Raw genomic sequence first — 25,183 nt, forward strand, 5'->3', positions numbered from 1 at the left:
CACATACGGAAGCGAGACCTCACCACCGTGACTGCTCTGACTCTCAGCACTGCCGGCGCGGCGACGCTGCGCGCCGACGCCCTCGTGGTCGGCGTGGCGAAGGGCCCCAAGGGCCTCGTCGTCGCGGCCGGCGCCGAGGCCGTGGACAAGGCGTTCGACGGAAAGCTCGCCACCGTGCTCGAAGCCCTCGGTGCCTCGGGCGGCGAAGCCGAGGTGACCAAGCTGCCCGCCCCGGACGGCCTGAAGGTCCCGGTCGTGCTGGCGGTCGGACTGGGCGCCGTCCCGGAGAAGGACGAGTCCTACGACGAGGAGACGCTGCGCCGCGCGGCCGGTGCCGCCGCCCGCACCCTGAGCGGTGCCAAGAAGGCCGGGTTCGCGCTGCCGCTGGAGGACGCCTCCGCCGTCACCGCCGTGGCCGAGGGCGCGCTGCTCGGCGCGTACGCCTTCACCGCCTACCAGGGCGGCGCGGACAAGGTCCGCAAGGACGCCAAGGCGGGCGGCCCCAAGGGCCCGCTGGCCGAGGTGGCCCTGCTCGGCGCCAAGCCCCGCGACAAGGACCACAAGGCCGCCGTGGAGCGCGCCAAGGTCGTCGCGACCGAGGTGAACATCGCCCGCGACCTGATCAACACCCCGCCGAACGACCTCACCCCCGAGGCCTTCGCCGCGGTCGCCCAGACCACCGCCAAGGAACTCGGCGTCAAGGTCCAGGTGCTGGACGAGAAGGCCCTCCTCAAGGGCGGCTACGGCGGCATCATGGGCGTCGGCCAGGGCTCCGCGAACCCGCCCCGGCTGGTGAAGATCGCCTACACCCACGCCAAGGCGACCAAGACCCTGGCCTTCGTCGGCAAGGGCATCACCTACGACTCGGGCGGCATCTCGCTCAAGCCGGCCGGCCACAACGAGACCATGAAGTGCGACATGTCCGGCGCCGCCGCCGTGTTCGCCGCCGTGGTCGCGGTGGCCAAGCTGGGCCTGCCGGTCAACGTCACCGGCTGGCTGGCGCTCGCCGAGAACATGCCCTCCGGCTCGGCCACCCGCCCCGGCGACGTGCTGCGCATGTACAGCGGCAAGACCGTCGAGGTGCTGAACACCGACGCCGAGGGCCGCCTCGTCCTGGGCGACGCGCTGACCCGCGCCTCCGAGGAGAACCCGGACGCCATCGTCGACGTCGCCACCCTGACCGGCGCCATGGTGCTCGCCCTGGGCGACCGCACCTTCGGGATCATGGCCAACGACGACGCCTTCCGCACCTCGATCCACGAGATCGCGGAGGAGGTCGGCGAGGCCTCCTGGCCGATGCCGCTCCCGCAGGACCTGCGCAAGTCCATGGACTCGCCCACCGCCGACATCGCCAACATGGGCGTCCGGATGGGTGGCGGCCTGGTGGCCGGCCTCTTCCTCCAGGAGTTCGTCGGCGAGGGCATCACCTGGGCCCACCTGGACATCGCCGGACCGGCCTTCCACGAGGGCGCCCCGTACGGCTACACCCCCAAGGGCGGCACCGGCTCCGCCGTCCGCACCCTGGTCCGGCTGGCCGAGCGGACCGCCACCGGCGACCTGGGCTGACCCGGGGCCCCGAGGGGCTCCGTGTGACGCTGCGCACCCCCGGCGAGGCCGGGGGTGCGTTCGCCCGTAACGAAACACTCTTGATCCGGTCGATTCCTACCCCAAGGTAACGGGCCCGCCGTCCCGCGCACCGCCGACAAATGCGAAGATGGGTTCTCGGCAGGACAGGGCCCCCACCACAGGGCCGAAGAATCAAGCGGCCGATGACCAGCCGCCGCCCGGTCACAGAGGACCGGTGCCCGGCGTACATGCATGGAGGACGTGACGTGGCGAACGACGCCAGCACCGTTTTCGACCTAGTGATCCTCGGCGGTGGCAGTGGCGGTTACGCCGCGGCGCTGCGCGCTTCCCAGCTGGGTCTGGACGTTGCCCTGATCGAGAAGAACAAGCTCGGCGGCACCTGCCTGCACAACGGCTGCATCCCCACGAAGGCTCTGCTGCACGCGGGCGAGATCGCGGACCAGGCCCGCGAGGCCTCCCAGTTCGGCATCAAGGCCACCTTCGAGGGCGTTGACATCGCGGGGGTCCACAAGTACAAGGACGAGGTCATCTCGGGCCTGTACAAGGGCCTGCAGGGCCTGGTCGCCTCCCGCAAGGTGACCTACATCGAGGGCGAGGGCCGGCTCTCCTCCCCGACTTCCGTCGACGTGAACGGCCAGCGTGTCCAGGGCCGCCACATCCTGCTGGCGACCGGCTCCGTGCCGAAGTCCCTGCCGGGCCTGAACATCGACGGCAACCGCATCATCTCCTCGGACCACGCGCTGGTCCTGGACCGGGTGCCCGAGTCCGCGATCATCCTGGGCGGCGGCGTCATCGGCGTCGAGTTCGCCTCGGCGTGGAAGTCCTTCGGCACCGACGTCACCGTCATCGAGGGCCTCAAGCACCTCGTGCCGGTCGAGGACGAGAACAGCTCGAAGATCCTGGAGCGCGCGTTCCGCAAGCGCGGCATCAAGTTCAACCTGGGCACCTTCTTCGACAAGGCCGAGTACACCGAGAACGGTGTGCGCGTGACCCTGGCCGACGGCAAGGCCTTCGAGGCCGAGGTGCTGCTCGTCGCCATCGGCCGCGGCCCGGTCTCCCAGGGCCTGGGGTACGAGGAGCAGGGCGTCGCCATGGACCGCGGCTACGTCCTGGTCGACGAGTACATGCAGACCAACGTGCCCACGATCTCGGCCGTCGGCGACCTGGTCCCGACCCTGCAGCTGGCGCACGTCGGCTTCGCCGAGGGCATCCTCGTCGCGGAGCGCCTGGCCGGTCTCAAGACCGTCCCGATCGACTACGACGGCGTGCCGCGGGTGACGTACTGCCACCCCGAGGTCGCCTCCGTCGGCATCACCGAGGCCAAGGCCAAGGAGATCTACGGCGCGGACAAGGTCGTGGCCCTCAAGTACAACCTGGCGGGCAACGGCAAGAGCAAGATCCTGAAGACCGCGGGCGAGATCAAGCTCGTCCAGGTCAAGGACGGTGCCGTGGTCGGCGTCCACATGGTCGGTGACCGGATGGGCGAGCAGGTCGGCGAAGCCCAGCTGATCTACAACTGGGAAGCCCTGCCGGCCGAGGTCGCGCAGCTCATCCACGCGCACCCGACCCAGAACGAGGCGCTCGGCGAGGCCCACCTGGCCCTGGCCGGCAAGCCGCTGCACTCCCACGACTAACCGTTCAGTCACGGGCGCGACGACCACTTCCGCACATTCGTAAGGAGCAACTGAAACCATGTCGGTTTCCGTAACCCTTCCGGCGCTCGGTGAGAGCGTCACAGAGGGCACTGTCACCCGTTGGCTGAAGGCCGAGGGCGAGCGCGTCGAGGCCGACGAGCCGCTTCTCGAAGTGTCGACCGACAAGGTCGACACCGAGATCCCCTCGCCGGTCGCCGGCATCCTGGCCTCCATCAAGGTCGCCGAGGACGAGACCGTCGAGGTCGGCGCCGAGCTGGCCGTCATCGACGACGGCTCCGGCGCCCCGGCCCCGGCCGAGGCTCCGGCCGCCGAGCCGGCCGCCGCCGAGGCCCCGGCCGCTCCGGCTCCGGTCGCGGAGGCCCCCGCCGCCCCCGCCCCGGCCGCCGAGGCGCCGGCCGCCCCCGCCGCCGAGGCCGCCCCGGCCGCCTCCGGCACCGATGTCGTGCTCCCCGCCCTGGGCGAGTCCGTCACCGAGGGCACCGTCACCCGCTGGCTGAAGTCGGTCGGCGAGACCGTCGAGGCCGACGAGCCGCTGCTGGAGGTGTCCACCGACAAGGTCGACACCGAGATCCCCGCCCCGGTCGCCGGCACCCTGCTGGAGATCCTGGTCAACGAGGACGAGAGCGCCGAGGTCGGCGCGCGTCTGGCCGTGATCGGTGTCGCCGGTGCGGCCCCCGCCGCGCCTGCCGCCCCCGCCGCCCCGGCTCCGGCCCCGGCCGCCCCGGCTCCCGTCGCCGCTCCGGCCGCCCCGGCTCCGGCCGCCCCGGCCCCGGCTCCGGCCGCTCCGGCTCCGGCTGCCGCTCCGGCTCCGGCCGCCGCCCCGGCCCCCGTGGCCGCCCCGGCTCCGGCTCCGGCCCCGGCCGCCGGCGACGAGGCCGCGTACGTGACCCCGCTGGTGCGCAAGCTCGCCTCGGAGTCCGGCGTCAACCTCAACACCGTCTCCGGCACCGGTGTCGGCGGACGCATCCGCAAGCAGGACGTCCTGGCCGCCGCCGAGGCCGCCAAGGCCGCCGCCGCTCCGGCTCCGGCTCAGGCCGCGTCCGCTCCGGCCGCCAAGGCCGCGGTGGCAGCTGTCTCGGAGCTCCGCGGTCAGACGGTCAAGATGACCCGCATGCGCAAGGTCATCGGCGACAACATGATGAAGGCCCTGCATTCGCAGGCGCAGCTCAGCTCCGTGGTCGAGGTGGACATCACCAAGATCATGAAGCTGCGCGAGAAGGCCAAGGCCGGCTTCCTCGCCCGCGAGGGCGTCAAGCTGTCCCCGATGCCGTTCTTCGTCAAGGCCGCGGCCCAGGCGCTGAAGGCCCACGCGGTCGTCAACGCCCGGATCAACGAGGACGAGGGCACCATCACCTACTTCGACTCGGAGAACATCGGCATCGCCGTGGACTCCGAGAAGGGCCTGATGACCCCGGTCATCAAGGGTGCGGGCGACCTCAACCTGGCGGGCATCTCCAAGGCCACGGCCGAGCTGGCCGGCAAGGTCCGCGGCAACAAGATCACCCCGGACGAGCTGTCCGGTGCGACCTTCACCATCAGCAACACCGGTTCGCGCGGTGCGCTGTTCGACACCGTCATCGTGCCGCCGAACCAGGTCGCCATCCTGGGCATCGGCGCCACCGTCAAGCGTCCGGTGGTCATCGAGACCGCCGAGGGCACCAACATCGGTATCCGCGACATGACGTACCTGACGCTGTCCTACGACCACCGCCTGGTGGACGGCGCGGACGCCGCCCGCTACCTGAGCGCCGTCAAGGCGATCCTGGAAGCCGGCGAGTTCGAGGTCGAGCTCGGCCTGTAGCACCGCTCGCGGCACAGCGCCCGCGGCACCACGGCGCCCCCGCCCGGACACCTTCCGGGCGGGGGCGCCGTATTGTCTACGCATCAGTACCCTCGTCAGTCGTCAGGCACGTCCTCAGGCCAGGCCTCGGGCCCGGTCCACAGACAGGGCGCCAGGCCCCGCGCGACCCCACAGGAGATGAACACCCGATGATCACGCCGCCCGTGGTGCAGTCACTGCGCGAGCAGATTCGCGAGCACATCGTGGAGGGCATCGTCAGCGGGCGCTGGAAGCCCGGTGAGCGGATCGTGGAGCGGCGGATCGCGGTGGAGCTGGAGGTGAGCCAGACGCCCGTGCGGGAGGCGCTGCGCGAGCTGGAGACGCTGCGGCTGATCGAGTCGGCGCCCAACAAGGGCGTCCGGGTGCGGAACCTCTCGGCGGCCGACCTGGAGGAGATCTACCCGGTGCGGGCGGGTCTGGAGCAGATCGCGGCGGAGCTGGCGGCCCCCCGGCTGGCCGCCGACCCGCGGGCCCTGGAGCCCCATGTGGCGGCCCTGTGGGAGGCGGACCGGGCCGGGGACGGCACCGGCCAGGTGCGGCACACGGTGGGCTTCCACCGGGAGATGGTGCGGGCGGCCGGGAACAGCGTGCTGCTGCACACCTGGGAGAGCCTGGGCATCGAGGTGTTCACCGCCCTGTCGATCCGCTGGCTGGGCACGGTGCAGAAGTCCTACGCCGAGGAGCACGAGGCGCTGATCCAGGCCTTCCGGAGGCAGGATCCGGAGATCGGTCTGCTGGTGAAGCAGCACGTCCTGGGGTGCGCCCCGAGGGCCTGATTGTCCCGGTTTGACCGGCACCGGGTGCCTAAATTCCTGGCACCCGGTGCCGACTTTTCTCACTCCGGTCATTTGATGACCACTTTTGTTTGATCGATCATCGATCAGCGCCTTACAGTCATCGACGGACCCCAACCGGGACCATCGGCCCTGTCCTGCCCGTCAGGGTTCCTTTCTTCACCCCCCTCCTTAGTCCGGAAGGCGGCGCACACCGATGTCCGACCCCGTAGGAAAGCTTCCGAGCGAGCTCGACCAGCTCCCGGATCGCGACTCCGAGGAGACCGCCGAATGGGCGGCCTCCCTGGATGCCGTTGCCAAGGCCGCCGGTACGCGCCGCGCCGAGTACCTGCTCCGCCGTACGCTCCAGCACGCCGAGGCCGCCGGCCTGGCGCTGCCCAAGCTGCTGGAGACGGACTACGTCAACACCATCCCCACCGCCGCCGAACCGGAGTTCCCCGGTGACGAGGCGATGGAAGCCCGGATCACCGCCTGGAACCGCTGGAACGCGGCCGCCATGGTGACCCGCGGCTCCAAGTACGGCGTCGGCGGCCACATCGCCACCTTCGCCTCGGCGGCCTGGCTCTACGAGACCGGCTTCCAGCACTTCTTCCGCGGCAAGGAAGCCGACGGGTCGGGCGACCAGCTCTACATCCAGGGCCACGCCTCCCCCGGCATCTACGCCCGCGCCTTCCTCGACGGGCGCATCTCCGAGCAGCAGCTCGACAACTTCCGGCAGGAGTCGGGCGGCAACGGCCTCCCCTCCTACCCGCACCCGCGGCGGCTGCCCTGGCTGTGGGAGTTCCCCACGGTCTCCATGGGCCTCGGCCCGCTCTCCGCGATCTACCAGGCGCGGTTCAACCGCTACCTGCAGAACCGCAGCATCAAGGACACCGCCAACTCGCACGTCTGGGCCTTCCTGGGCGACGGCGAGATGGACGAGCCCGAGTCGACCGCCGCCCTGGCCCTGGCCTCCCGCGAGCGGCTCGACAACCTGACCTTCGTCATCAACTGCAACCTGCAGCGCCTCGACGGTCCGGTCCGCGCCAACTTCCGCGTGGTCCAGGAGCTGGAGGCCCAGTTCCGCGGCGCCGGCTGGAACGTCATCAAGTCGCTGTGGGGCTCCGCCTGGGACGAACTGTTCCAGCTCGACACCACCGGCGCCCTGGTCCGCCGCCTCCGCGAGGTGCCGGACGCGCAGTTCCAGACGTACGCGACCCGCGACGTGGCCTACATCCGCCAGCACTTCTTCGGCGCCAACGCCGAGCTCGTGCAGCTGGCCGGAGTCCTCTCCGACGCGAAGATCGCCGAGTGCTTCCACCGCTCCCGCGGCGGCCACGAGCCCCGCAAGGTCTACGCCGCGTACAAGGCCGCCCTGGAGCACAAGGGCGCGCCGACGGTCATCCTGGCGCAGACCGTCAAGGGCTACACCCTGGGTGCCGGGTTCGAGTCGAAGAACGCGAACCACCAGATGAAGAAGCTGACCGTCGACGAGTTCAAGGACATGCGCGACCTCCTTGGCCTCCCGATCCCGGACAGCGCCTTCGCCGACGGCAAGGTCCCGTACGGCCACCCCGGCGCGGACAGCCCCGAGGTCTGCTACCTGAACGAGCGCCGCGCGGCCCTCGGCGGCCCGGCCCCGGCCCGCAAGGTCCACCAGGTCGCCCTGCCGCAGCCCGCCGACAAGTCCTACGCCCCGCTGCTCAAGGGCTCCGGCAAGCAGGAGATGGCCACCACCATGGCCTTCGTCCGGCTGGTCAAGGACCTGATGCGGGACAAGGAGACCGGCAGGCGCTGGGTCCCGATCGTCCCCGACGAGGCCCGCACCTTCGGCATGGAGTCCCTCTTCCCGTCGGCCGGCATCTACTCGCCGCTGGGCCAGACGTACGAGCCGGTCGACCGCGACCAGCTGATGTACTACAAGGAGGCCAAGGACGGCCAGATCCTCAACGAGGGGATCACCGAGGCCGGCGCCATGGCCGACTTCATCGCCGCCTGTACGTCCTACGCGACGCACGGCGAGCCGATGATCCCGTTCTACATCTTCTACTCCATGTTCGGCTGGCAGCGCACCGCCGACCAGATGTGGCAGCTCGCCGACCAGCTCGGCAAGGGCTTCATCGTCGGCGCCACCGCCGGCCGCACCACCCTGACCGGTGAGGGCCTCCAGCACGCGGACGGCCACTCGCACCTGATCGCGTCCACGAACCCGGCGTCGCTCAACTACGACCCGGCCTTCGCGTACGAGATCGCGGTGATCGTCAAGGACGGTCTGCGCCGCATGTACGGCGAGCAGCCTGAGGACGTCTTCTACTACCTCACCGTCTACAACGAGCCCAAGCCGCAGCCGGCCATGCCGGAAGGCGTCGAAGAGGGCATCGTCAAGGGTCTGTACCGCTTCAACACGGCGGCCGACCTGGCGGAGGCGGCCCCGGCCGCCGAGTCCCCGAAGATCCAGCTGATGGCCTCCGGCACCGCGATCCACTGGGTGCTGGAAGCACAGAAGCTGCTCGCCGCCGACTGGAACGTGGCCGCCGACGTCTGGTCCGCCACCTCCTGGGGCGAGCTGCGCCGGGACGCCCTGGAGTGCGACGAGGCGCTGCTGCGCGGCGAGGAGCGCACCCCGTACGTCACCCGGGTGCTGGAAGGCGCCCCGGGCCCGGTGCTCGCGGTCTCCGACTGGATGCGCCAGGTCCCGGACCAGATCAGCCAGTGGGTCCCGCAGGACTACACCTCGCTGGGCACGGACGGCTTCGGCCTCTCCGACACCCGCGAGGGCGCCCGCCGCCACTTCGGCGTCGACCCGCAGTCCATCGTGGTCGCCGCCCTGGCCCAGCTGGCCCGCCGCGGCGAGGTCCCGGCCTCGGCCATAAAGGAGGCCCGGGAGCGCTACGGCCTGTAGGCCGCGCGCCGAGGTCCCGTACCGCCGTACCGTCGTACCGCCGTACCGCACGAAGGCCGGTGTCCACCCCTCTGACGGGGGTCGGACACCGGCCTTTGGCCGTATGAGCGGTGGCGGCATGCGGGCGGACCCAGGATGCTTGAGCCGTGATGGACGAGACGGAGTTCTGGGAGATCGTGGACCGTACCCGCGAGGCCGCCGAAGGCGACCCCGAGGAGCACGCCGAGCTGCTGGTGGAGCGGCTGACACAGCTCGACCCCGACTCCGTCCTGGACTTCGCGCGGCACTTCGAGGCCCGCTACAACCGGGCGTACACCTGGGACCTGTGGGGAGCGGCCTGGGTGCTGCTCGACGGGGCCAGCGACGACGCCTTCGACTACTTCCGCTGCTGGCTGATCGGCCAGGGCCGGGAGGTCTTCGAGGGCGCGGTGCACGACCCGGACCGGCTGGCGGAGCTGCTGGACGAGTTCGACGAGGAGATCGACGGGGACGGCGAGGAGCTGGGGTACGCGGCGGACGAGGCGTACGAACAGCTCACCGGGGTGGTGGCCCCCGACCTGGGCATCCCGGCCCAGGCGGCCGAGCCGGAGGGCGCTCCGCTGGACTTCGAGGACGAAGCCGTGCTGGCGGAGCGCTTCCCCCGGCTGTGGGAGCGCTTCGGCGGTTAGGCCGTCTCTTTCGGATCCTGCCGGATCAGGCGTGGGTGCCGCCGTCGATCCGGATCTCGGTGCCGGTGATGAAGGCGCCGTCCTGGGAACCGAGCATGGCGACCACACCGGCGACCGTGTCCGGGCCCGCGAAGCCCCGGCCGAGGGCCGGGGCCAGCTTGGTGAACAGCGACCAGTCCGTGTCCTCGGGCAGACCGGGGCCGTTCCCCGTGGTCATCCCGCTCTCGATGGAACCGGGCGCCACGCAGACCACCCGCAGCCCCTGCTTGCTGTACTCGGCGGCCAGCGCGTGGCTCATCGACTGGATCCCGCCCTTGCTCGCCGCGTACGCGGACATGTAGGGGTGGGCGAAGGAGGCCGAGGTGGAGCTGAAGTTGACGACGGCGGGGGCGTCCCCGGCCAGCAGCGCCGGGAGGGCTTCGCGGATCATCAGGAAGGTGCCGGTCAGGTTGACCGAGATGACCTTGTTCCAGAGGTCCAGGGTGGTCTTGTGGGTGTGCTCGGAGCGGAGGATCCCGGCCGCGTTGACGAGCACGTCGATCCCGCCGAGCGCCTCCACGGCCGCGGCCACGCCCGCGGCGACCGCGGCCTCGTCGGATATGTCGAGCACGGCGGTGCCGAGCCGGGTGCCGGTCCCGTCGGCGGCCGCCCGGGCGGCGGTGGCCTCCAGGCCGGCCTTGTCCACGTCGACCGCGTGGACCAGTCCGCCTTCGGCGAGGATGCGGTGGACGGTGGCCCGGCCGATGCCGGAGCCGCCGCCGGTGATGAGGACGCGTCGTCCTTCGTAACGGTTCATGGGTGCGAGGGTACGAGCAGGTGGCACGTTTTGCCAGAGCGACAATGAATGCAATTGCCTGGAGCGTCCAGAGGTACGCTTCCCCCGTGAGATCCCCTCGTCCGTACTCCCCCCTCCCCGGCCCGGGCGCCCGGTCGCTGACCGAACGGCGCAAGGCCGCCACCCAGCTCGACATCGCCCGCGCGGCCTGCGAACTGTTCGCCGAGCACGGCCCCGACGGCACCACCGCCGAGGACATCGCGCACCGCGCCGGCGTGGCCCTGCGCACCTTCTACCGCTACTTCCGCAACAAGCAGGAGGCGGTGGCCCCGCTGCTGGCGGGCGGCGGCGACGAATGGCGGGCCCTGCTGGCCGAGGAGGTCCCGGGCACCCCGCTGGCCGAAGCCCTGGAACGGGCCGTGACCCGCTCCCTGACCGGCCCGGTGGCCCTCGAAGAGGGCCTGGAATGGACCCGCAGCCTGCTCCGCGCCTCCCTCGGCGACCCCACCCTCCGGGCCGTCTGGTACCGGGTCAACCAGGACTCCGAGGAGGAACTGGTCCCGATCCTGGCCCGCCTGGCCGGCCCGGCCGCCGACCCCCTCGCCATCCGCCTCCTCGCCGCCGCCGCCACCGACGCCATCCGCGTCTCCCTGGAAACCTGGTCCACCACCGACACCCCACCCACCGGCCCGGGCTCCCCCGCCGCCCTGGCAGTCCACTCCCTCCACGAACTCACCAGAGGCATGACCCTCCTGAACCCGTGAGCCCGTGAGCCCCCGCGTCTCGGGCGGGTTCACCCCTCCGCCCCGGTCCGGCCGGGCGCCTCCCCCTCCACCGCGGGCCGTTCCGTTTCGGCAGAGGGGGACGATCCGTTTCGAACCGTTCCGTTCGACAGCTCCTCCCGCACCGCCCGCCAGGCCCTGATGATCCCGGGCAGTTTCGCCAGCACCTCGCCGACCTGCGTCAGGACGAGCATCAGGCAGCCGAAGGACGCGAGGACGATCAGGCTCAACCTGTCCCAGCTCATCGGGCGACCTCGGCGGACAGGGGTGCGGAGGCCGCCTTCCCGGCCAGGCTCAGGGTCGTCGAACCCAACCGGATCTCGACGTGGTCGTCCCCGTACCGGGCGCGCGCCCCGGGGACTCCTGCGCGGGGGTCGGTCAGGGATGCCGCGACGTCCTCGACGTAGGGGAACCCGTTCCAACGGAGGACCCACCGGCTCCCTTGGCCCCGCAGCTGCTTGGCATAGCGGTTCCTCCCACCGCCGTCGAGCCAGCCGGGGCGCAGCAGCGGGTCGGAGAACCAGTTGCCGATGGCCCACCGCCCACCGATGTCCTGCGCGGCGATGCGGGACGTGAGACCCGCGAGAAGACGCTCGGCGTCCTCGCTCATCTCGGGCACGGCCCGCAGCCGGTCACGCTCCGACTCCGTGACCGGCTCGCTCGCCGGGTGGAAGTCCCAGTGGGGTGTCGGGCGGCTCACCCCGCCCCAGGTTCCCGAGCGGTTGCCGGTGACGACGAGTTGCGCTCCCGTGGGCAGGTGTCGGGCCACATAGGTGTGCCGCCCCCTGAACTCCTCCAGGCGCAGTCCGGGCAGCGAAGTGCCGCCGTGATCGCGGGGCAGCAGGTAGGGGGCGACGTTGTGCGGTACGTCCGTGATCAGGACCAGGCGGTCGTACTGCGGCGAGGCGACGACGTCGTAGGCGACCAGGGTGTGCAGCCCCCATGCGGCTGCGCCATCGTAGGGCTCCAGTTCTCCGGGACGGTTGAACAGCCCCAGGGCGATCAGTGCCCGCAGTCTGCGCTGCTCGGGAGTGCAGGTGTCCAGGCCGAGCGTCCCGTCACGAGGGACGGCCGCCACGGCGGCCTCCCTGGGCTCGCCCAGATACCGCATCCGGAGGCGGGCGGTGGTTCGGACCGTGCTTCTGGGCATGCGAATACCTCGTACCACCCCGGCTGGCACTGGCACTCAGGGCACATACCCGATGGACCGACGAAGGCCTTGCATGGAGCTGGGCGAACCACGCCCATCAAGTGGCTCCCAGGGTGCCGGGCCCTCGGGATGCTGCCACCAACCGACCCTCCACGGGCCGACTCGTTCCACGCTACACCGCGCTGCGGGGCCTAGCCCTCCGTACGGTGAACTGCGTTGCAAGTGGCAGGGGTTCAGGCCAGCAGGCCGCGGACCGAGATCCATTCGAGGGCATCCGTACCGAGCCGGTCGGGTGCTTCGAGGAGGTGGTTCTCCACCTGAGCCAGATCCCCAAGGGCCGGCGGGGCATCCGCCAGGTCCAGCCGAGCGAGGCGTTCCATGGCGGACGCGACGACGGCGGGCCACCCGGGCATGCCGAAGTGGTTCGGAGCCTTGACGGCGGCCGAGGTCGCCCTGTGCAGCACGGCCGCCCGCCATCCCTGCTCGCGTATGACCTTCGAGGTGAACCAGACACGGTCGTCGACGTGCTGGACGAACTCGGTGAGTGGTCCGGTGGCCTTGCTGAGGGCGAAGCTCGAACCGCCGGCCCAGGGAAGGTCCAATGCCGAGGCGACGGCGAGGAATCCGAGCAGGGCGTCGGGTCCGTCCTCCTTCGCCGCCTCCCATGCGGTGCGTGCCCGGCGGTAGAGGTCCACGCTCTGCGCGAAGACCTCTCCGTCGTTCGGGCCGGTGCCCGACGCGTGGATGGCGTCCAACGGGCTGTCGCGCCAGGCCTCCTGGACCAGACCGACCGCCGCCGCGCTCACCAGCGCGGCCGTGTCCTCCGCATCGATGCCGAAATGCGTCAGGAGGGCGAGAGCTCCTTCCGCCAGCTCGGGCAGGGGCTGCCGGCTTTCCGATGCGTCACCGACGGCAGCGGCGGCCGACGGGCCCCATGGGGCTTCCGGGCGTTCCACCGTGATGCCGTGACGGGCCAGATCCTCGTAGATGCTGTCCGGGCCGCAGTCGATGTGGGAGGAGTCATGGCGCCCGGAGCACCCTTCGGGGCATTCGAATTCCTCGCACATCTCCGGATCCTCGCCCTGTGCCTCGTTGACCAGGTGGTAGGCGAGCCGCTCGGCCACCGCTTCGCGCGCCGCGATCATGGCAAGGTCGAGGCGGAAGGCCGCGTCCCTCGTTTCCTGCTGCTCGTCGACGGCCGATGCCGGTGGCCGGGGCGGTTCCGGGGCCCACGCACGCGCCGACTCCAGTGAGATCAGCAGCCAGGCGACCTGCAGGGGGTCGGGATCCTCGGACCGAGCGAGCTCGGCCACCGCGTCCGCAGCCCGGCGCACCCTTCCGAGCAGGTTGACGTGCCGATCGCGCGCGGCCTGCCATGCCGCGGACTCCGCTCTTGTCTGCTCGGCGTCCTGAGTCAGGTCCGCGTGGCGGGCCCGGCGGGCCTTGGCCACGCATCGGGTCAGGCACGCGCGGCATCCGAACAAACCCGACTCGGCCGTGGGGCCGAGCGCGACGTACGGGCGACCTTCGAACGGGGTGTCGCACAGGCAGCAGTCCAGACCGTCCACATGGCGGGATGTCGGGACGGCCGGCAGCGCGGACCGTATCTCCGCATGGGCGTAGGGGGGAATGTGCATGGTCGGGCAACTCCTCAAGCCGGGACAGATCCTCTGGTGGTGCGCGCTGACTCCATGCTCCGGCCCCTCCGGAGCGACTTGTCGTCGGTTGGCGCGCGGGCCGGAAAACTTGGCGGAATCTGACGCACCCACGCTCGCCTGCGGCTTTTACCCTCTTGGCACGATCTGACAGGTGTCGGTGAAGCCGAAGGGACAGCACATCCATGACTCCGAGCTCCGAGCTCCGCCACCACGCTCACGAGCAGTTGACGCGTGCCCTGGAAGAACTGCACCGGGCGGCGGGCAGGCCCGGCATGCGCAAGGTGAGCCAGCTCATCGCCGACGGGGACCATCCTGCGAAGATCAGCCATGAGGGGGTCCGGACGGCGATCAGGGGACTCACCGTTCCGCGGTGGGAAACCGTCCAGTCGATCGTCGCGGTCCTCTCGGCAGCCTGCGTCAACCCGGCGCGGGACCCTGCGGCCGAGGTGGCCCGCTTCCTGCCGCTGTGGCGCGCGGTGACCGAAGGCGAGCCGGACACGATGAAATCCGCCCGCGAACTGGCTCTGTCGCAAGGCTGGGGTGCGGACGACGGGCAGTGGACCGGCGAGGCGGTGGTCGGATTGATGATCAACCCGTTCAACGCCATCGAGATCGACCCCTCGCTGGCCGTGCCGCACGAGCCCATCCTCTCGGAAGACGAATGGGTGCAGGTGGGGGTCCGGCTCATCGAGGATCATGGCGCCGAGTTCGCCCTCCGGGCGCTTCTGCGGGCGCTGAAGGGCGACTACCTCGGAGCCGAACAGGGAAGCCCCTTCGGCTACCACTACCCCGACCAGGAGGCGGTCGACGCGCACACGGCGTTCGTCCACGGCTGCGAGCGCATCCTCGCGCGTCTGGCGGTCGAGCCGAACCTGCTCCAGCGGTCGATCAACGCGATGCACGCCGATACGGACATGGACCGGGAGGACCGCATCGCCATGCTGCTCGCGGAAAAGGACCTGCCCCTGATGCGGGAGGTCATGACGGCGACCCCGGAGACCTGGGAGGACCTCTCCGAGGAGGCGCATCACCAGATCTTCGGCTATCTCATCAAGGAGATCGGCCCGGTCGGCAGGTTCGGTCTTCCGCCTCATCTGCGTTTCCGCATCGTCTGGCGCGTGCCGGAAGCGGCCTAGTCCCAGCGGCCCGGATCGTGGACGGCCCGGGTCCACTGGGCCTCGAACCAGCATCGGAAGGGGCCACCCGCACACACAGGTCGGCACAACGCGGGAGGCCCCGCCGCTCTCCGGGGAGAGGGGCGGGGCCTCCGACAGCGGGCCGGACCGGTTTAGAGGTCGAAGTAGAGCTCGAACTCGTGGGGGTGGGGGCGCTGGGCGATCGGGGCGATCTCGTGGGTGCGCTTGTAGTCGATCCAGGTCTCGATCAGGTCGGGGGTGAAGACACCGCCGGCCAGGAGGTACTCGTGGTCGGCTTCCAGGGCCTTGAGGACGTCCTCCAGGCTGGTCGGGACCTGCGGGACGCTCGCGTGCTCGTCGGGCGAGAGCTCGTAGAGGTCCTTGTCGATCGGCTCCAGGGGCTCGATCTTGTTCTTGACGCCGTCCAGGCCCGCGAGCAGCAGCGCCGCGAAGGCGAGGTACGGGTTGGAGGACGGGTCCGGGGCGCGGAACTCGACGCGCTTGGCCTTCGGGTTCGAGCCGGTGATCGGGATGCGCATGGCGGCGGAGCGGTTGCGCTGGGAGTACACCATGTTGACCGGGGCCTCGAAGCCCGGGACCAGGCGGTGGTACGAGTTCACCGTCGGGTTGGTGAAGGCCAGCAGCGACGGGGCGTGCTTGAGGATGCCGCCGATGTAGTAGCGGGCGGTGTCCGACAGGCCCGCGTAGCCGGCCTCGTCGTAGAACAGCGGCTCGCCGTTCGCCCACAGCGACTGGTGCACGTGCATGCCCGAGCCGTTGTCGCCGAAGATCGGCTTCGGCATGAAGGTGGCGGTCTTGCCGTTGCGCCAGGCGACGTTCTTCACGATGTACTTGAAGAGCATCAGGTCGTCGGCCGCGGCCAGCAGCGTGTTGAACTTGTAGTTGATCTCGGCCTGGCCGCCGGTGCCGACCTCGTGGTGCTGGCGCTCGACCTGGAGGCCCTGGGCGTCGAGCTCCAGGGAGATCTCGGCGCGCAGGTCGGCGAAGTGGTCGACCGGGGCGACCGGGAAGTAGCCGCCCTTGTAGCGGACCTTGTAGCCGCGGTTGTTCTCCTCGGAGCCGGTGTTCCAGGCGCCGGCCTCGGAGTCGATGTGGTAGAAGCCCTCGTTGGCGGAGGTCGCGAAGCGCACGCTGTCGAACACGTAGAACTCGGCCTCGGGGCCGAAGAACGCGGTGTCGGCGATGCCGGTGGAGGCGAGGTAGGCCTCGGCCTTCTTGGCGATGTTGCGCGGGTCGCGGCTGTAGGCCTCACCCGTGATCGGGTCGTGGATGAAGAAGTTGATGTTGAGCGTCTTGTCCTTGCGGAACGGGTCCAGACGCGCGGTGGTGATGTCGGCGCGCAGGGCCATGTCCGACTCGTGGATCGCCTGGAAGCCGCGGATCGAGGATCCGTCGAAGGCGAGCTCCTCCGCCGGGTCGAACGCTCGCGCCGGGATGGTGAAGTGCTGCATCACACCAGGCAGGTCGCAGAAGCGGACGTCGACGAACTTGACGTCGTTCTCCTCGATGTACTGCTTCACTTCGTCGGCGTTCTTGAACATCCAACTCCTCCTACTCCCGGCCCCGGGGCAGGGCGGGTTTTATAGCTCGTGGTGCGTCAGTGCGGTGCCGCACGCTGACCCGACCATAAGCAGACGGGATTTCTCAAGCATGACCCATTTGTTTCGCACAAGTTAACCGGGGTCCGGGCGAGGGGGCCCGCGACGCCACGGGTACCGTGGTCGGGTGGACAAGAGGCAAGCAATCGGATCCTGGCTCTCCGGCCCCCGCGCGGCCGCGGAATCGATGGGCGTGAACTTCGGCTACCCGGGCGAACAGCTCGGTCTGCCGCGTACCGGTTCCGGCTCGGTGGCCCGGTTCGGGCGCCGGATGGGCGCGGTGGCCGTGGACTGGATGGCCTGCCAGCTGATCGCATACGGCCTGATCACGGGCGGGGACTGGGCCGCGGCGGGGAACTGGACGCTGGGCCTGTTCGGGCTGCTGGCGCTGCTCACGGTCGGCACGGTGGGCTTCACCCCGGGCAAGCGGCTGCTGGGTCTGCGGGTGGTCTCGGAGTCCGGCGGCCGGCTGGGCTTCCCCCGGGTGCTGCTGCGGACCGTGCTGCTGCTGCTGGTGGTCCCGGCGCTGATCTGGGACCGGGACGGGCGCGGTCTGCACGACCGGATCGCCCGCGCCGTCCAGGTGCGCATCTGAGCGGCCGTCCAGGTGCGCATCTGAGCATGAGCGTCTGAGGGTCGGATGTGTCACATACGTGAACGGGGGGCGCCCCCGGAGCTTCGGCTCCGGGGGCGCCCCCCGTTCGTATACGGAAACCGGTCAGCGCATCTTGCCGCCGCGCGGCATCCGCATGCCCTTGGGCATGGGGCCCTTCGGCAGCGGCATGTTGCTCATGAGGTCGCCCATGGCGCGCAGCTTGTCGTTGACCTGGGTGATCTGGGGGCCGGAGAGCACCCGCGGCAGCTTCAGCAGGGTGGTGCGGACCTTCTTGAGGGGCACCTCGCCCTCGCCGGTGCCGACGATGATGTCGTGGACCGGGATGTCCGGCATGATCCGGGCCATCTTCTTCTTCTCGGCGCCCAGCAGGGTCCGCAGCCGGTTCGGGTTGCCCTCGGCGACCAGCACGATGCCGGCCTTGCCGACCGCGCGGTGGACGATGTCCTGGTTGCGGTTCATCGCCACGGCGGGGGTGGTGCTCCAGCCCCGTCCGACGTTCTCCAGGACCGCGGCGGCGGCGCCGGGCTGGCCTTCCATCTGCCCGAAGGCGGCGGCCTCGGCGCGGCGGCCGAAGACGATCGCGGTCGCGAGGAACGCGACCAGGAAGCCCAGGATGCCCAGGTAGACCGGGTGACCGATCAGGAAACCGATCGCAAGGAAGACGCCGAAGGTGCCGATTCCCACGCCCGCGAGAATCAGACCGATCTTGGAGTCGGCCTTACGGGTCATCTTGTACGTCAGGGCGATCTGCTTCAGTCGCCCGGGGTTCGCAGCAGTCTCTGCGTTTGACTTCCTCGCCATACAGCGAAGTTTACGTGGCCTGCGGCGTCCGGGTAGCCACGGCCTCCAGTACATGTTCGGTTTCGACCCGGTCCTGGGCCCGTCGCCGGTCCTCCAGGACGGCCGACCAGGCGTTCCGGCGGGCACCTCGGATGAGCAGCGACTCGATGCCTCGGACCGCCTCGACAAGGGTCGGGATGGCGATGGCGCGTACGGGCGCGGCCTGCATGGGTTCCCTTTCTCCGTGCTGTCTCGGTGCTCGGGGCGCCCCGGGTGCCCCGGGCGCTCCGATCGCGGTCTGTGGTCCCAGCGTCACTGTTGGGTGTTACCAGGGAGTGACCGGCCGGTCAAACACCTGTGACGCCTTCGAAAATGCTGGCGCGGCCCGCCGGACTCCTCCTGGAAAGAGCCTAGGGGCCGCGCCAATGCGGTATTACCTACAAGTAGGACTTTGTGCGCGAGTTCACACAGTCGTCGCGCCGGGGGTGGCCGCGGCGCCCGCGCCGCGCTTCTCCATGGCCTGGCCGTACAGCCGCCCGGCCCGGTAGGAGGAGCGGACCAGCGGTCCGGACATGACCCCGGAGAAGCCGATCTCCTCGGCCTCCTTGGCCAGCTCCACGAACTCCGCGGGCTTCACCCAGCGCTCCACGGGGTGGTGCCGCGGGGAGGGCCGCAGGTACTGGGTGATCGTGATGAGTTCGCAACCCGCGGAGTGCAGGTCGCGCAGTGCCTCGCTGACCTCGGACCGCTCCTCGCCCATGCCGAGGATCAGGTTCGACTTGGTCACCAGGCCGTACTCGCGGGCCTTGGTGATCACGTCCAGCGAGCGCTCGTAGCGGAAGCCGGGGCGGATCCGCTTGAAGATCCGCGGCACCGTCTCCACGTTGTGCGCGAAGACCTCGGGGCGGGAGGCGAAGACCTCCTCCAGCAGCTCCGGGACGGCGTTGAAGTCCGGGGCCAGCAGCTCGACCTTGGTGTGGCCGGCCTCGCGGGCGGCGGTCTGCTGGTGGATCTGGCGGACCGTCTCGGCGTACAGCCAGGCGCCGCCGTCGGCCAGGTCGTCCCGGGCCACGCCGGTGATGGTGGCGTAGTTCAGGTCCATGGTGACCACGGACTCGCCGACCCGGCGCGGCTCGTCCCGGTCCAGGGCCTCGGGCTTGCCGGTGTCGATCTGGCAGAAGTCACAGCGCCGGGTGCACTGGTCGCCGCCGATGAGGAAGGTGGCCTCGCGGTCCTCCCAGCATTCGTAGATGTTCGGACAGCCGGCTTCCTGGCACACCGTGTGCAGCCCCTCGCCCTTCACGAGGTTCTGCATCTTCGTGTACTCGGGACCCATCTTCGCCCGGGTCTTGATCCACTCGGGCTTGCGCTCGATGGGGGTCTGGCTGTTACGGACCTCCAGGCGCAGCATCTTGCGTCCGTCGGGTGCGACTGCGGACACGACCGGCTCCCTGTGACTTTGATTCCTCGGCGCCCACCAGGGTACGCCCGTAATTTCATACGCTCTTACGTCGGCCAACCCGTGGACGGCCGGCCCCATTCCCGCCGGGGTCAGCCGGCCGCCGGGGCGGTCTCCCGCCCGCTGTCGCGCTCGATCACCCGAGGTGCCGGTTCGGCGTTCTCCAGCACGTCCCGCAGGTGGCGCTCGACCACCGGGAGCACCTCGCCGATGGTGAGCTCGCGGCCCAGTTCGTACGAGAGCGAGGTCACACCGGCGTCCCGGATCCCGCAGGGGATGATCCGGTCGAACCAGGTACTGTCCGGGTTCACGTTGATCGCGAACCCGTGCATGGTGACCCCCTTGGCCACCCGGATGCCGATCGCGGCCAGCTTGCGGTCCTCGCGGCGCTGCCCGGCGTTGGACGGGGCGTACTCGGGGCCGTTCAGCCGGGGGTCGAACTCCTCGTCGTGCAGCCGGGGGTCGAAGTCCAGGGAGAGTCCGCCGATCCGCGGCCGCTCCTCGACCGGGTCGCCGAGCACCCAGACCCCGCTGCGGCCCTCGACCCGGGTGGTCTCCACCCCGAACTCGGCGGCCGTGCGGATCAGCGCCTCCTCCAGCCGGCGCACGTGCGCGACCACGTCCACCGGCCGCGGCAGCTTCATGATCGGATAGCCGACCAGCTGGCCGGGCCCGTGCCAGGTGATCTTCCCGCCGCGGTCCACGTCGATGACCGGGGTGCCGTCCAGCGGCTTCTCGTTCTCCGCGGTGCGGCGGCCGGCCGTGTAGACCGGCGGGTGCTCCAGCAGCAGGCAGGTGTCCTCGACCTCGTCGGCGAACCGGGCCGCGTGGACGCGCCGCTGCTCCTCCCACGCCTCGGTGTACTCCACCGATTCCGCTCCGAAGCCCAGCCGGACAAACCGCAGCTCAGTCACCGCAGCGCCTCCTCATTGAACCTGCCGTATGCACGTATCGCACTCAGCAAGGGTACGGCGGGCCGGGCGGGCGCTTCCTGCGGGCCCGGGGCAGGTCCGGGTCGTCCTCCGCCCGGGGCAGCGGCCGGTGCCCCTCGGTGTGGTCGTTGACCCAGCCGCACACCCCGCAGGCGTACCGCCCGTCCAGCCCGGCGATGAGGGTGCCGCAGCGCCGGCACTCGGCCTCGGTGAGCTCGGGTGCGGGCAGCGGGATCGTGGACTCGGGCACGGACCGGGGAGGGCGCTCCGGAACGGCCTCCGGAACCGGTTCCGGCGCGGGGGGCCGACGGGTCATGGAGCGCAGCGTACGCGGGGTGCGGGCGGGCGACGGAGGGGCGGCCGTAAAGAGCCGCGCAGGTTCTGCACACGATCGGATGAATGTGGGGCAGAGAGGGCGGTATGGCAGGGGTTGGCCGCTACATTCACGCCGTTCACTGGGCCGGTGGCCGGCCCGTCACGTCAGGAGACCGTGGAAGCTGATGACGGAACGACCTGCGCAGCGCGTCCCCAACCGGCAGCTCGCGGCGCTGATCGCCGAAGCGGGGTTCTCCAACGCCGGGCTGGCCCGCCGCGTGGACCAGCTCGGCCTGGAGCACGGTCTCGACCTGCGCTACGACAAGACCTCGGTCACCCGCTGGCTGCGCGGCCAGCAGCCGCGCGGCACCACCCCCGCGCTGATCGCGGAGGTGTTCACCCGGCGGCTGGGCCGTCGGCTGTCGGCCCAGGACCTGGGGCTGGACGCCTGCGCCCCGGTCTACGCGGGCCTGGAGTTCGCCGCCACCCCGGAGGAGGCCGTGGACATCGCCAGCGGGCTGTGGCGCAAGGACTCCGGTTCGCACACCGAGCTCCGCAAGATCGCGTTCACCCCGGCGGGCCTGGTGGTCCCCAGCCGGGACTGGCTGATCGGCCGGGCCGACGAGCGGGTGGGGCGCTCCACCGACCCGGCCTCGGCCCGGGTCCCCGCCCAGGGGCGCGCCTCGGTGCCCCGACAGCGGCAGATCGACCGCGGACCGGGCCAGCGGGTCACCGCCGGCGACATCGCCGCCCTGCGCTCGGTCGCCGAGCTGTTCCGCACCCTGGACCACGCGTACGGCGGCGGGCACGCCCGGCAGGCCCTGGTCCGCTATCTGGAGCACGAGGCCGAGCCGATGCTGCGCGGCACCTACGGGGAGGCCACCGGGCGCCGGCTGTTCGCGGCGGCCGCCGACCTGACCCGGCTGGCGGGCTGGACCTCCTACGACATCGCCGCGCATGGGCTGGCCCAGCGGTACTTCGTGCAGGCGCTGCGGCTGGCCCAGGCCGCCGGGGACCGGCCGTACGGCTCGTACGTGCTGATCACCATGAGCCGGCAGGCCGTCTACCTGGGCCACGGCCGGGAGGCGGTGCAGCTGGCCCGGGTCGCCCAGCAGGGCGTCGGATCGGGGCCGCCGCCGGTGGTGCAGGCGCTGCTGCACTCGGCGGAGGCCCGCGGGCACGCGGTCCTCGGCGAGGTCCGGGCGGCCACCGCCGCACTGGTCCGCGCCGAGCGCTCACTGGGCGCGGCCCGGCCCGGCGACGACGTGCCGCACTGGGCCCGGTTCTTCGACGAGGCGCAGCTGGCGGACGAGTTCGGGCACTGCCACCGGGACCTCCAGCAGTACCGGGCCGCCGCCCAGCACGCCGAACGGTCCCTCCAGCTGCGCTCCGCGGGCTACGCGCGTTCCCGGCTGTTCTGCCGGGTGGTGCTGGCGACGGCCCGGCTGGGGCTGGGCGAGCTGGAGCAGGCGTGCGCGCTGGGCGCGGAGGCGGCGCAGCAGGCCACCGAGATGCGGTCGGTGCGGGCGGTGGAGTACGTCCGGGACTTCGAGCGGCGGCTGGAGCCGTTCCGGGACGCCCCGGCCGTCCGGCAGTACCGGGACCGGGTGGCCGCCCTGCACTGACCCCCCGGCCGGTCGCCCGGCCCGTCCCGCCGCCCGGCCGGTCAGCCCTTGCGGGAGAGGGCCTCGCGGACGGCGTCCTCGGTACGGGCCACCAGGGCGGTGCCGTCGTCCGCGGTGATGATCGGGCGCTGGATCAGCTTCGGGTGGGCGGCGAGGTGGGCGATCCAGCGGTCCCGGGCCTCCGGGGTCTCCTCGCGCGGCAGCTCCCGGACGCCGGTCTCGCGGGCCAGCGGGTCCGAGGTCCGGGTGATCTCCCAGGGCTCCAGGCCCAGCCGGCCGAGCACCGCCCGGATCTCCGCCTCGTCGGGCACGTCCTCCAGATAGCGGCGCACGATGTAGTCGGCCCCCTCGGCGTCGAGCAGGTCCACGGCGCTCCGGCACTTCGAGCAGGCGGGGTTGATCCAGATCTCCATGGCGCCAGCGTAGGGCTTCCGCCAGGGCTTTTGTCAGTGCCCGCCGATAGAATCGGGGATAGCACGAAGGGACGCCAACTACCGTTTGGGAGGCTGTAGATGGCCGCTGTCACGATCGTTTCCGCGCCGAAGAAGAAGCCCCTGCCGGCGGGTCTGCCGCGCGAGTGGTACGAGACGCACAACCGCCGGCTCAAGGCCATGCGCCTGGCGATATCCCTGCTCGACTCCGGGACCTACGACGCCCGGCGGGCGACCAACCGGAAGATCCGCACCATGGCGGTCCGCACCGGGATCCGCCGTCCGTCCAACCTCACCTGCCGGATGGTCCGCGGGCTGATCCGCGACGGCGGCTGACCCCACCGCACCGACCGGCCGCACCGCCACATCGCACCGCACCGACCCGCACAGCGGGACCGCACCGCAGCACCCCACCGCACCGCCGCACCCCGGGCGCCGGCGGTGCCGGTCACTCCTCCGGCACCGTCAGCGCCAGCAGCGCCACATCGTCCCGGGGCCCGCCGCCGGTGAAGGCCACCAGGTCCCGCCACACCCCCCGCACCAGGTCCGCCCCGGAGCCCGACGCCGGGCAGACCACCGGCACCCGGTCGCGCAGCGGATAGAAGCGGCCGCCCGCGTCCCGGGCCTCCGTCACCCCGTCGGTGTGCGCCAGCAGCCGGTCGCCGGCCAGCACCGGCAGCTCCACCACGGCCGGCGGGGCCGCCCCGGCGAGCCCCAGCCCCAGCGGGGCCCCCGGCTCCACCTCCACCTCCGTCACCGCGTTCCCGCGCAGCAGCAGCAGCGGCGGATGCCCGCAGGACAGGATCCGCACCAGCGGCCGCCCCGGCGGGAACTCCAGCAGCAGGGCGGTGGCGAACAGTTCCGTGAGCTCCTCCGCCGCCGAGTCCTCCACCAGCCGCCGGTCCAGCCGGGCGGCCACCACCGCCAGCTCGGCGTCGTCCAGGACCCCCTCCCGGAACGCGCCGAGCAGCGAGGCCACCGTGCCGACCGCGGCCAGCCCGTGCCCCTGCACGTCCCCGACCACCGCCCGCACCCCGAAGGGCCCGGCGCGTACGTCGAAGAGGTCGCCGCCGACCAGGGTGCCGCGCTGGGCGGCCCGGTACAGCCCCGCGCAGCGCACCGGGCCCACCCGCTCCGGGACCGGGGGCAGCACCGCCAGCTGGGCCGCCTCCGCGACCGTCCGTACGCTGACCAGCTGCGCGTCCCGGCGCCGCCGGACCCAGGCGATGACCACGCTGAGCAGCCCCACCGTGGCGACGGTCGCCAGGTCCGCGCCCCGGGCGTGGGCCACGCCCAGATCGGACACCCCGAGCAGCAGCAGCACGATCACGGCGAAGGCCGAGGTGCCCAGGGCGCCGTACGAGAAGGCGGCGACCGGGGGCACGGCGGCCAGGAAGAAGCCCAGCTCCACCGTGCCCGGGGTGGCCTCCTGGGCCAGTACGAGGACGACCAGGGCCGCCGCCGGAGCCAGCCTGGTCCAGCGCGGCGGCGGCGCCCCGCCGAGCCGGCCCGGCTCCTCGTGTCGGCGTCTCACCCCTCCACCCTGGTGCCCGCACCGGGCCCGCGCACCCCGGACGCGCCGCCCGGGGGGTGTGTCCCGGCCCTCCCCGGCGGGCTCCACCGGGGAGAGTGGTCCCGTGCCCGACGACCCGTACGCCCCAGACGCCCCGGACGTCCCGAGCGGCCCGGGCGACCCGGCCCCGCCCCCGGCCGGCCCCGCCCCCGGAACCGACCCCGACACCGCCCCCAGAACGGGCACCGGCACCGGCACCGGCCGGGAGCCCGATCACGAACCGGGGCACGGCGACGGCATGAGCACCCGGCTCAACTGGCTGCGGGCCGGGGTCCTCGGCGCCAACGACGGGATCATCTCCACCGCCGGACTGGTGGTCGGTGTCGCCGGGGCCACCACCGACCGGTCCTCGCTGCTGGCCGCCGGCATCGCCGGACTGCTGGCCGGCTCGCTGTCGATGGCGGCGGGCGAATACGTGTCGGTCTGCTCCCAGCGCGACTCCGAGCGGGCCGCCCTGGACCTGGAGCGCCGGGAGCTCGCCGAGGATCCGGCGGCCGAGCTCGACGAGCTGACCGGACTGCTGGCCGGCCGCGGGCTCTCCCCGGACGTGGCCCGGGAGGCCGCCGTCCAGCTCACCGAGCGGGACGCGCTGCGCGCCCACGCCCGGGTGGAGCTGGGGATCGACCCGGAGCGGCTGGCGAACCCCTGGCACGCCGCGCTGGCCAGCCTGCTCGCCTTCACCACCGGGGCCGTGCTGCCGCTGCTGGCCATCGTGCTGCCGCCCCCGGACCTCCGGGTGCCGGTCACCGTGGTCTGCGTGCTGCTCGCCCTGATCGGCTGCGGCCGGCTGAGTGCCCGGCTGGGCGGGGCCCCCGCCGGGCGGGCGGTACTGCGCAACGTGGTGGGCGGCGCACTCGCCATGGCCGTCACCTACGCGGTGGGCAGCTGGCTCGGATCGGTATAGCGG

At 71.6% G+C, this 25,183-nt stretch carries 24 protein-coding genes; 12 read left to right on the top strand and 12 right to left on the bottom strand.

The features are described from left to right. Nucleotides 1-27 precede the first annotated feature (27 nt). The 6 genes from ACZ50K_RS01925 (at nt 28) to ACZ50K_RS01950 (ending at nt 9,425) form a co-directional block, all read left to right on the top strand. The gene (locus tag ACZ50K_RS01925) at nt 28-1,566 is read left to right on the top strand and encodes a leucyl aminopeptidase (RefSeq protein ID WP_468896218.1); all 1,539 of its coding nucleotides are present in this window, start codon (nt 28-30) and stop codon (nt 1,564-1,566) included. Nucleotides 1,567-1,832: 266 nt separating this feature from the next. Continuing rightward, the gene (lpdA, locus tag ACZ50K_RS01930; protein ID WP_468896221.1) at nt 1,833-3,221 is read left to right on the top strand and encodes a dihydrolipoyl dehydrogenase; all 1,389 of its coding nucleotides are present in this window, start codon (nt 1,833-1,835) and stop codon (nt 3,219-3,221) included. A gap of 58 nt (nt 3,222-3,279) precedes the next feature. Next, nucleotides 3,280-5,043: a 2-oxoglutarate dehydrogenase, E2 component, dihydrolipoamide succinyltransferase gene (gene sucB, locus ACZ50K_RS01935; RefSeq protein ID WP_468896224.1), complete on the top strand. Its 1,764-nt coding sequence runs from the start codon at nt 3,280-3,282 to the stop codon at nt 5,041-5,043. A gap of 191 nt (nt 5,044-5,234) precedes the next feature. Then, nucleotides 5,235-5,858 (top strand): GntR family transcriptional regulator, encoded by a 624-nt coding sequence (locus ACZ50K_RS01940; RefSeq protein ID WP_468897165.1) that lies wholly within the window; start codon nt 5,235-5,237, stop codon nt 5,856-5,858. Nucleotides 5,859-6,072: 214 nt separating this feature from the next. Continuing rightward, complete coding sequence (gene aceE, locus ACZ50K_RS01945; RefSeq protein WP_468896227.1) at nt 6,073-8,757, top strand: pyruvate dehydrogenase (acetyl-transferring), homodimeric type; 2,685 nt, start codon at nt 6,073-6,075, stop codon at nt 8,755-8,757. Between the two features lie 149 nt (nt 8,758-8,906). Continuing rightward, on the top strand, nt 8,907-9,425 hold the full coding sequence (locus ACZ50K_RS01950; protein WP_468897167.1) for a DUF4240 domain-containing protein: 519 nt from the start codon (nt 8,907-8,909) through the stop codon (nt 9,423-9,425). A gap of 25 nt (nt 9,426-9,450) precedes the next feature. On the opposite strand, the gene ACZ50K_RS01955 is transcribed toward ACZ50K_RS01950, so the two are convergent. Then, the gene (locus ACZ50K_RS01955; protein WP_468896230.1) at nt 9,451-10,221 is read right to left on the bottom strand and encodes an SDR family NAD(P)-dependent oxidoreductase; all 771 of its coding nucleotides are present in this window, start codon (nt 10,219-10,221) and stop codon (nt 9,451-9,453) included. 86 nt (nt 10,222-10,307) lie between these two features. On the opposite strand from ACZ50K_RS01955, the gene ACZ50K_RS01960 reads away from it, so the two are divergent. Beyond that, the gene (locus ACZ50K_RS01960) at nt 10,308-10,964 is read left to right on the top strand and encodes a TetR/AcrR family transcriptional regulator (protein WP_468896233.1); all 657 of its coding nucleotides are present in this window, start codon (nt 10,308-10,310) and stop codon (nt 10,962-10,964) included. Nucleotides 10,965-10,993: 29 nt separating this feature from the next. Here the strand turns inward: ACZ50K_RS01960 and ACZ50K_RS01965 are convergent, their stop codons facing one another. The 3 genes from ACZ50K_RS01965 to ACZ50K_RS01975 form a co-directional block, all read right to left on the bottom strand. Beyond that, nucleotides 10,994-11,227, bottom strand: coding sequence for a hypothetical protein (locus ACZ50K_RS01965; RefSeq protein ID WP_468896236.1), 234 nt, complete (start codon nt 11,225-11,227; stop codon nt 10,994-10,996). Continuing rightward, nucleotides 11,224-12,132: a hypothetical protein gene (locus ACZ50K_RS01970; RefSeq protein ID WP_468896239.1), complete on the bottom strand. Its 909-nt coding sequence runs from the start codon at nt 12,130-12,132 to the stop codon at nt 11,224-11,226. Before ACZ50K_RS01970 ends, ACZ50K_RS01965 begins: the two co-directional genes overlap by 4 nt. 233 nt (nt 12,133-12,365) lie before the next feature. Beyond that, the gene (locus tag ACZ50K_RS01975) at nt 12,366-13,700 is read right to left on the bottom strand and encodes a hypothetical protein (protein ID WP_468896242.1); all 1,335 of its coding nucleotides are present in this window, start codon (nt 13,698-13,700) and stop codon (nt 12,366-12,368) included. Between the two features lie 272 nt (nt 13,701-13,972). Here ACZ50K_RS01975 and ACZ50K_RS01980 point away from each other — a divergent pair, with 272 nt between their 5' ends. Continuing rightward, on the top strand, nt 13,973-14,926 hold the full coding sequence (locus ACZ50K_RS01980) for a hypothetical protein (protein WP_468896245.1): 954 nt from the start codon (nt 13,973-13,975) through the stop codon (nt 14,924-14,926). A 152-nt stretch (nt 14,927-15,078) separates the two neighbouring features. Here ACZ50K_RS01980 and glnA read toward each other — a convergent pair whose 3' ends face one another. Beyond that, nucleotides 15,079-16,488, bottom strand: coding sequence for a type I glutamate--ammonia ligase (gene glnA, locus ACZ50K_RS01985; RefSeq protein WP_468896248.1), 1,410 nt, complete (start codon nt 16,486-16,488; stop codon nt 15,079-15,081). Between the two features lie 184 nt (nt 16,489-16,672). On the opposite strand from glnA, the gene ACZ50K_RS01990 reads away from it, so the two are divergent. Further along, on the top strand, nt 16,673-17,140 hold the full coding sequence (locus ACZ50K_RS01990) for an RDD family protein (protein WP_468896251.1): 468 nt from the start codon (nt 16,673-16,675) through the stop codon (nt 17,138-17,140). A 123-nt stretch (nt 17,141-17,263) separates the two neighbouring features. On the opposite strand, the gene ACZ50K_RS01995 is transcribed toward ACZ50K_RS01990, so the two are convergent. The 5 genes from ACZ50K_RS01995 to ACZ50K_RS02015 form a co-directional block, all read right to left on the bottom strand. Beyond that, nucleotides 17,264-17,962: a DUF4191 domain-containing protein gene (locus tag ACZ50K_RS01995; protein ID WP_468896254.1), complete on the bottom strand. Its 699-nt coding sequence runs from the start codon at nt 17,960-17,962 to the stop codon at nt 17,264-17,266. 10 nt (nt 17,963-17,972) lie between these two features. Next, the gene (locus tag ACZ50K_RS02000) at nt 17,973-18,170 is read right to left on the bottom strand and encodes an SCO2195 family GlnR-regulated protein (protein ID WP_468896257.1); all 198 of its coding nucleotides are present in this window, start codon (nt 18,168-18,170) and stop codon (nt 17,973-17,975) included. Nucleotides 18,171-18,404: 234 nt separating this feature from the next. After that, a complete protein-coding gene (gene lipA, locus ACZ50K_RS02005; RefSeq protein ID WP_468896260.1) occupies nt 18,405-19,382 on the bottom strand; it encodes a lipoyl synthase in 978 nt (325 codons plus the stop codon). Nucleotides 19,383-19,492: 110 nt separating this feature from the next. Beyond that, on the bottom strand, nt 19,493-20,314 hold the full coding sequence (lipB, locus tag ACZ50K_RS02010; RefSeq protein WP_468896263.1) for a lipoyl(octanoyl) transferase LipB: 822 nt from the start codon (nt 20,312-20,314) through the stop codon (nt 19,493-19,495). A 43-nt stretch (nt 20,315-20,357) separates the two neighbouring features. Beyond that, nucleotides 20,358-20,648 carry a hypothetical protein gene (locus ACZ50K_RS02015; protein WP_468896266.1) on the bottom strand — a complete coding sequence of 97 codons (291 nt, stop codon included), beginning with the start codon at nt 20,646-20,648 and terminating at the stop codon, nt 20,358-20,360. A gap of 184 nt (nt 20,649-20,832) precedes the next feature. On the opposite strand from ACZ50K_RS02015, the gene ACZ50K_RS02020 reads away from it, so the two are divergent. Further along, a complete protein-coding gene (locus ACZ50K_RS02020; protein ID WP_468896269.1) occupies nt 20,833-22,272 on the top strand; it encodes a regulator in 1,440 nt (479 codons plus the stop codon). A gap of 41 nt (nt 22,273-22,313) precedes the next feature. Here the strand turns inward: ACZ50K_RS02020 and ACZ50K_RS02025 are convergent, their stop codons facing one another. After that, nucleotides 22,314-22,685 carry an ArsC/Spx/MgsR family protein gene (locus ACZ50K_RS02025; protein WP_468896272.1) on the bottom strand — a complete coding sequence of 124 codons (372 nt, stop codon included), beginning with the start codon at nt 22,683-22,685 and terminating at the stop codon, nt 22,314-22,316. Nucleotides 22,686-22,784: 99 nt separating this feature from the next. Between ACZ50K_RS02025 and ACZ50K_RS02030 the strand changes: the two genes are divergently transcribed. Next, the gene (locus tag ACZ50K_RS02030; protein WP_468896275.1) at nt 22,785-23,039 is read left to right on the top strand and encodes a hypothetical protein; all 255 of its coding nucleotides are present in this window, start codon (nt 22,785-22,787) and stop codon (nt 23,037-23,039) included. A 112-nt stretch (nt 23,040-23,151) separates the two neighbouring features. Here ACZ50K_RS02030 and ACZ50K_RS02035 read toward each other — a convergent pair whose 3' ends face one another. Further along, nucleotides 23,152-24,237: a PP2C family protein-serine/threonine phosphatase gene (locus ACZ50K_RS02035; RefSeq protein WP_468896278.1), complete on the bottom strand. Its 1,086-nt coding sequence runs from the start codon at nt 24,235-24,237 to the stop codon at nt 23,152-23,154. Nucleotides 24,238-24,514: 277 nt separating this feature from the next. Here ACZ50K_RS02035 and ACZ50K_RS02040 point away from each other — a divergent pair, with 277 nt between their 5' ends. Further along, nucleotides 24,515-25,180 carry a VIT1/CCC1 transporter family protein gene (locus ACZ50K_RS02040; protein ID WP_468897169.1) on the top strand — a complete coding sequence of 222 codons (666 nt, stop codon included), beginning with the start codon at nt 24,515-24,517 and terminating at the stop codon, nt 25,178-25,180. Nucleotides 25,181-25,183: the final 3 nt, after the last annotated feature.

The organism is Streptomyces sp. NPDC033845 (assembly GCF_055576225.1).

Excerpts from the sequence above, each read along its gene's own strand:
- sucB (WP_468896224.1), top strand. The coding sequence starts at position 3,280 with ATGTCGGTTTCCGTAACCCTTCCGGCGCTCGGTGAGAGCGTCACAGAG.
- aceE (WP_468896227.1), top strand. The coding sequence starts at position 6,073 with ATGTCCGACCCCGTAGGAAAGCTTCCGAGCGAGCTCGACCAGCTCCCG.
- ACZ50K_RS01950 (WP_468897167.1), top strand. The coding sequence starts at position 8,907 with ATGGACGAGACGGAGTTCTGGGAGATCGTGGACCGTACCCGCGAGGCC.
- ACZ50K_RS01955 (WP_468896230.1), bottom strand. The coding sequence starts at position 10,221 with ATGAACCGTTACGAAGGACGACGCGTCCTCATCACCGGCGGCGGCTCC.
- ACZ50K_RS01965 (WP_468896236.1), bottom strand. The coding sequence starts at position 11,227 with ATGAGCTGGGACAGGTTGAGCCTGATCGTCCTCGCGTCCTTCGGCTGC.
- ACZ50K_RS01970 (WP_468896239.1), bottom strand. The coding sequence starts at position 12,132 with ATGCCCAGAAGCACGGTCCGAACCACCGCCCGCCTCCGGATGCGGTAT.
- ACZ50K_RS01980 (WP_468896245.1), top strand. The coding sequence starts at position 13,973 with ATGACTCCGAGCTCCGAGCTCCGCCACCACGCTCACGAGCAGTTGACG.
- glnA (WP_468896248.1), bottom strand. The coding sequence starts at position 16,488 with ATGTTCAAGAACGCCGACGAAGTGAAGCAGTACATCGAGGAGAACGAC.
- ACZ50K_RS01995 (WP_468896254.1), bottom strand. The coding sequence starts at position 17,962 with ATGGCGAGGAAGTCAAACGCAGAGACTGCTGCGAACCCCGGGCGACTG.
- ACZ50K_RS02000 (WP_468896257.1), bottom strand. The coding sequence starts at position 18,170 with ATGCAGGCCGCGCCCGTACGCGCCATCGCCATCCCGACCCTTGTCGAG.
- ACZ50K_RS02015 (WP_468896266.1), bottom strand. The coding sequence starts at position 20,648 with ATGACCCGTCGGCCCCCCGCGCCGGAACCGGTTCCGGAGGCCGTTCCG.
- ACZ50K_RS02020 (WP_468896269.1), top strand. The coding sequence starts at position 20,833 with ATGACGGAACGACCTGCGCAGCGCGTCCCCAACCGGCAGCTCGCGGCG.
- ACZ50K_RS02025 (WP_468896272.1), bottom strand. The coding sequence starts at position 22,685 with ATGGAGATCTGGATCAACCCCGCCTGCTCGAAGTGCCGGAGCGCCGTG.
- ACZ50K_RS02030 (WP_468896275.1), top strand. The coding sequence starts at position 22,785 with ATGGCCGCTGTCACGATCGTTTCCGCGCCGAAGAAGAAGCCCCTGCCG.
- ACZ50K_RS02040 (WP_468897169.1), top strand. The coding sequence starts at position 24,515 with ATGAGCACCCGGCTCAACTGGCTGCGGGCCGGGGTCCTCGGCGCCAAC.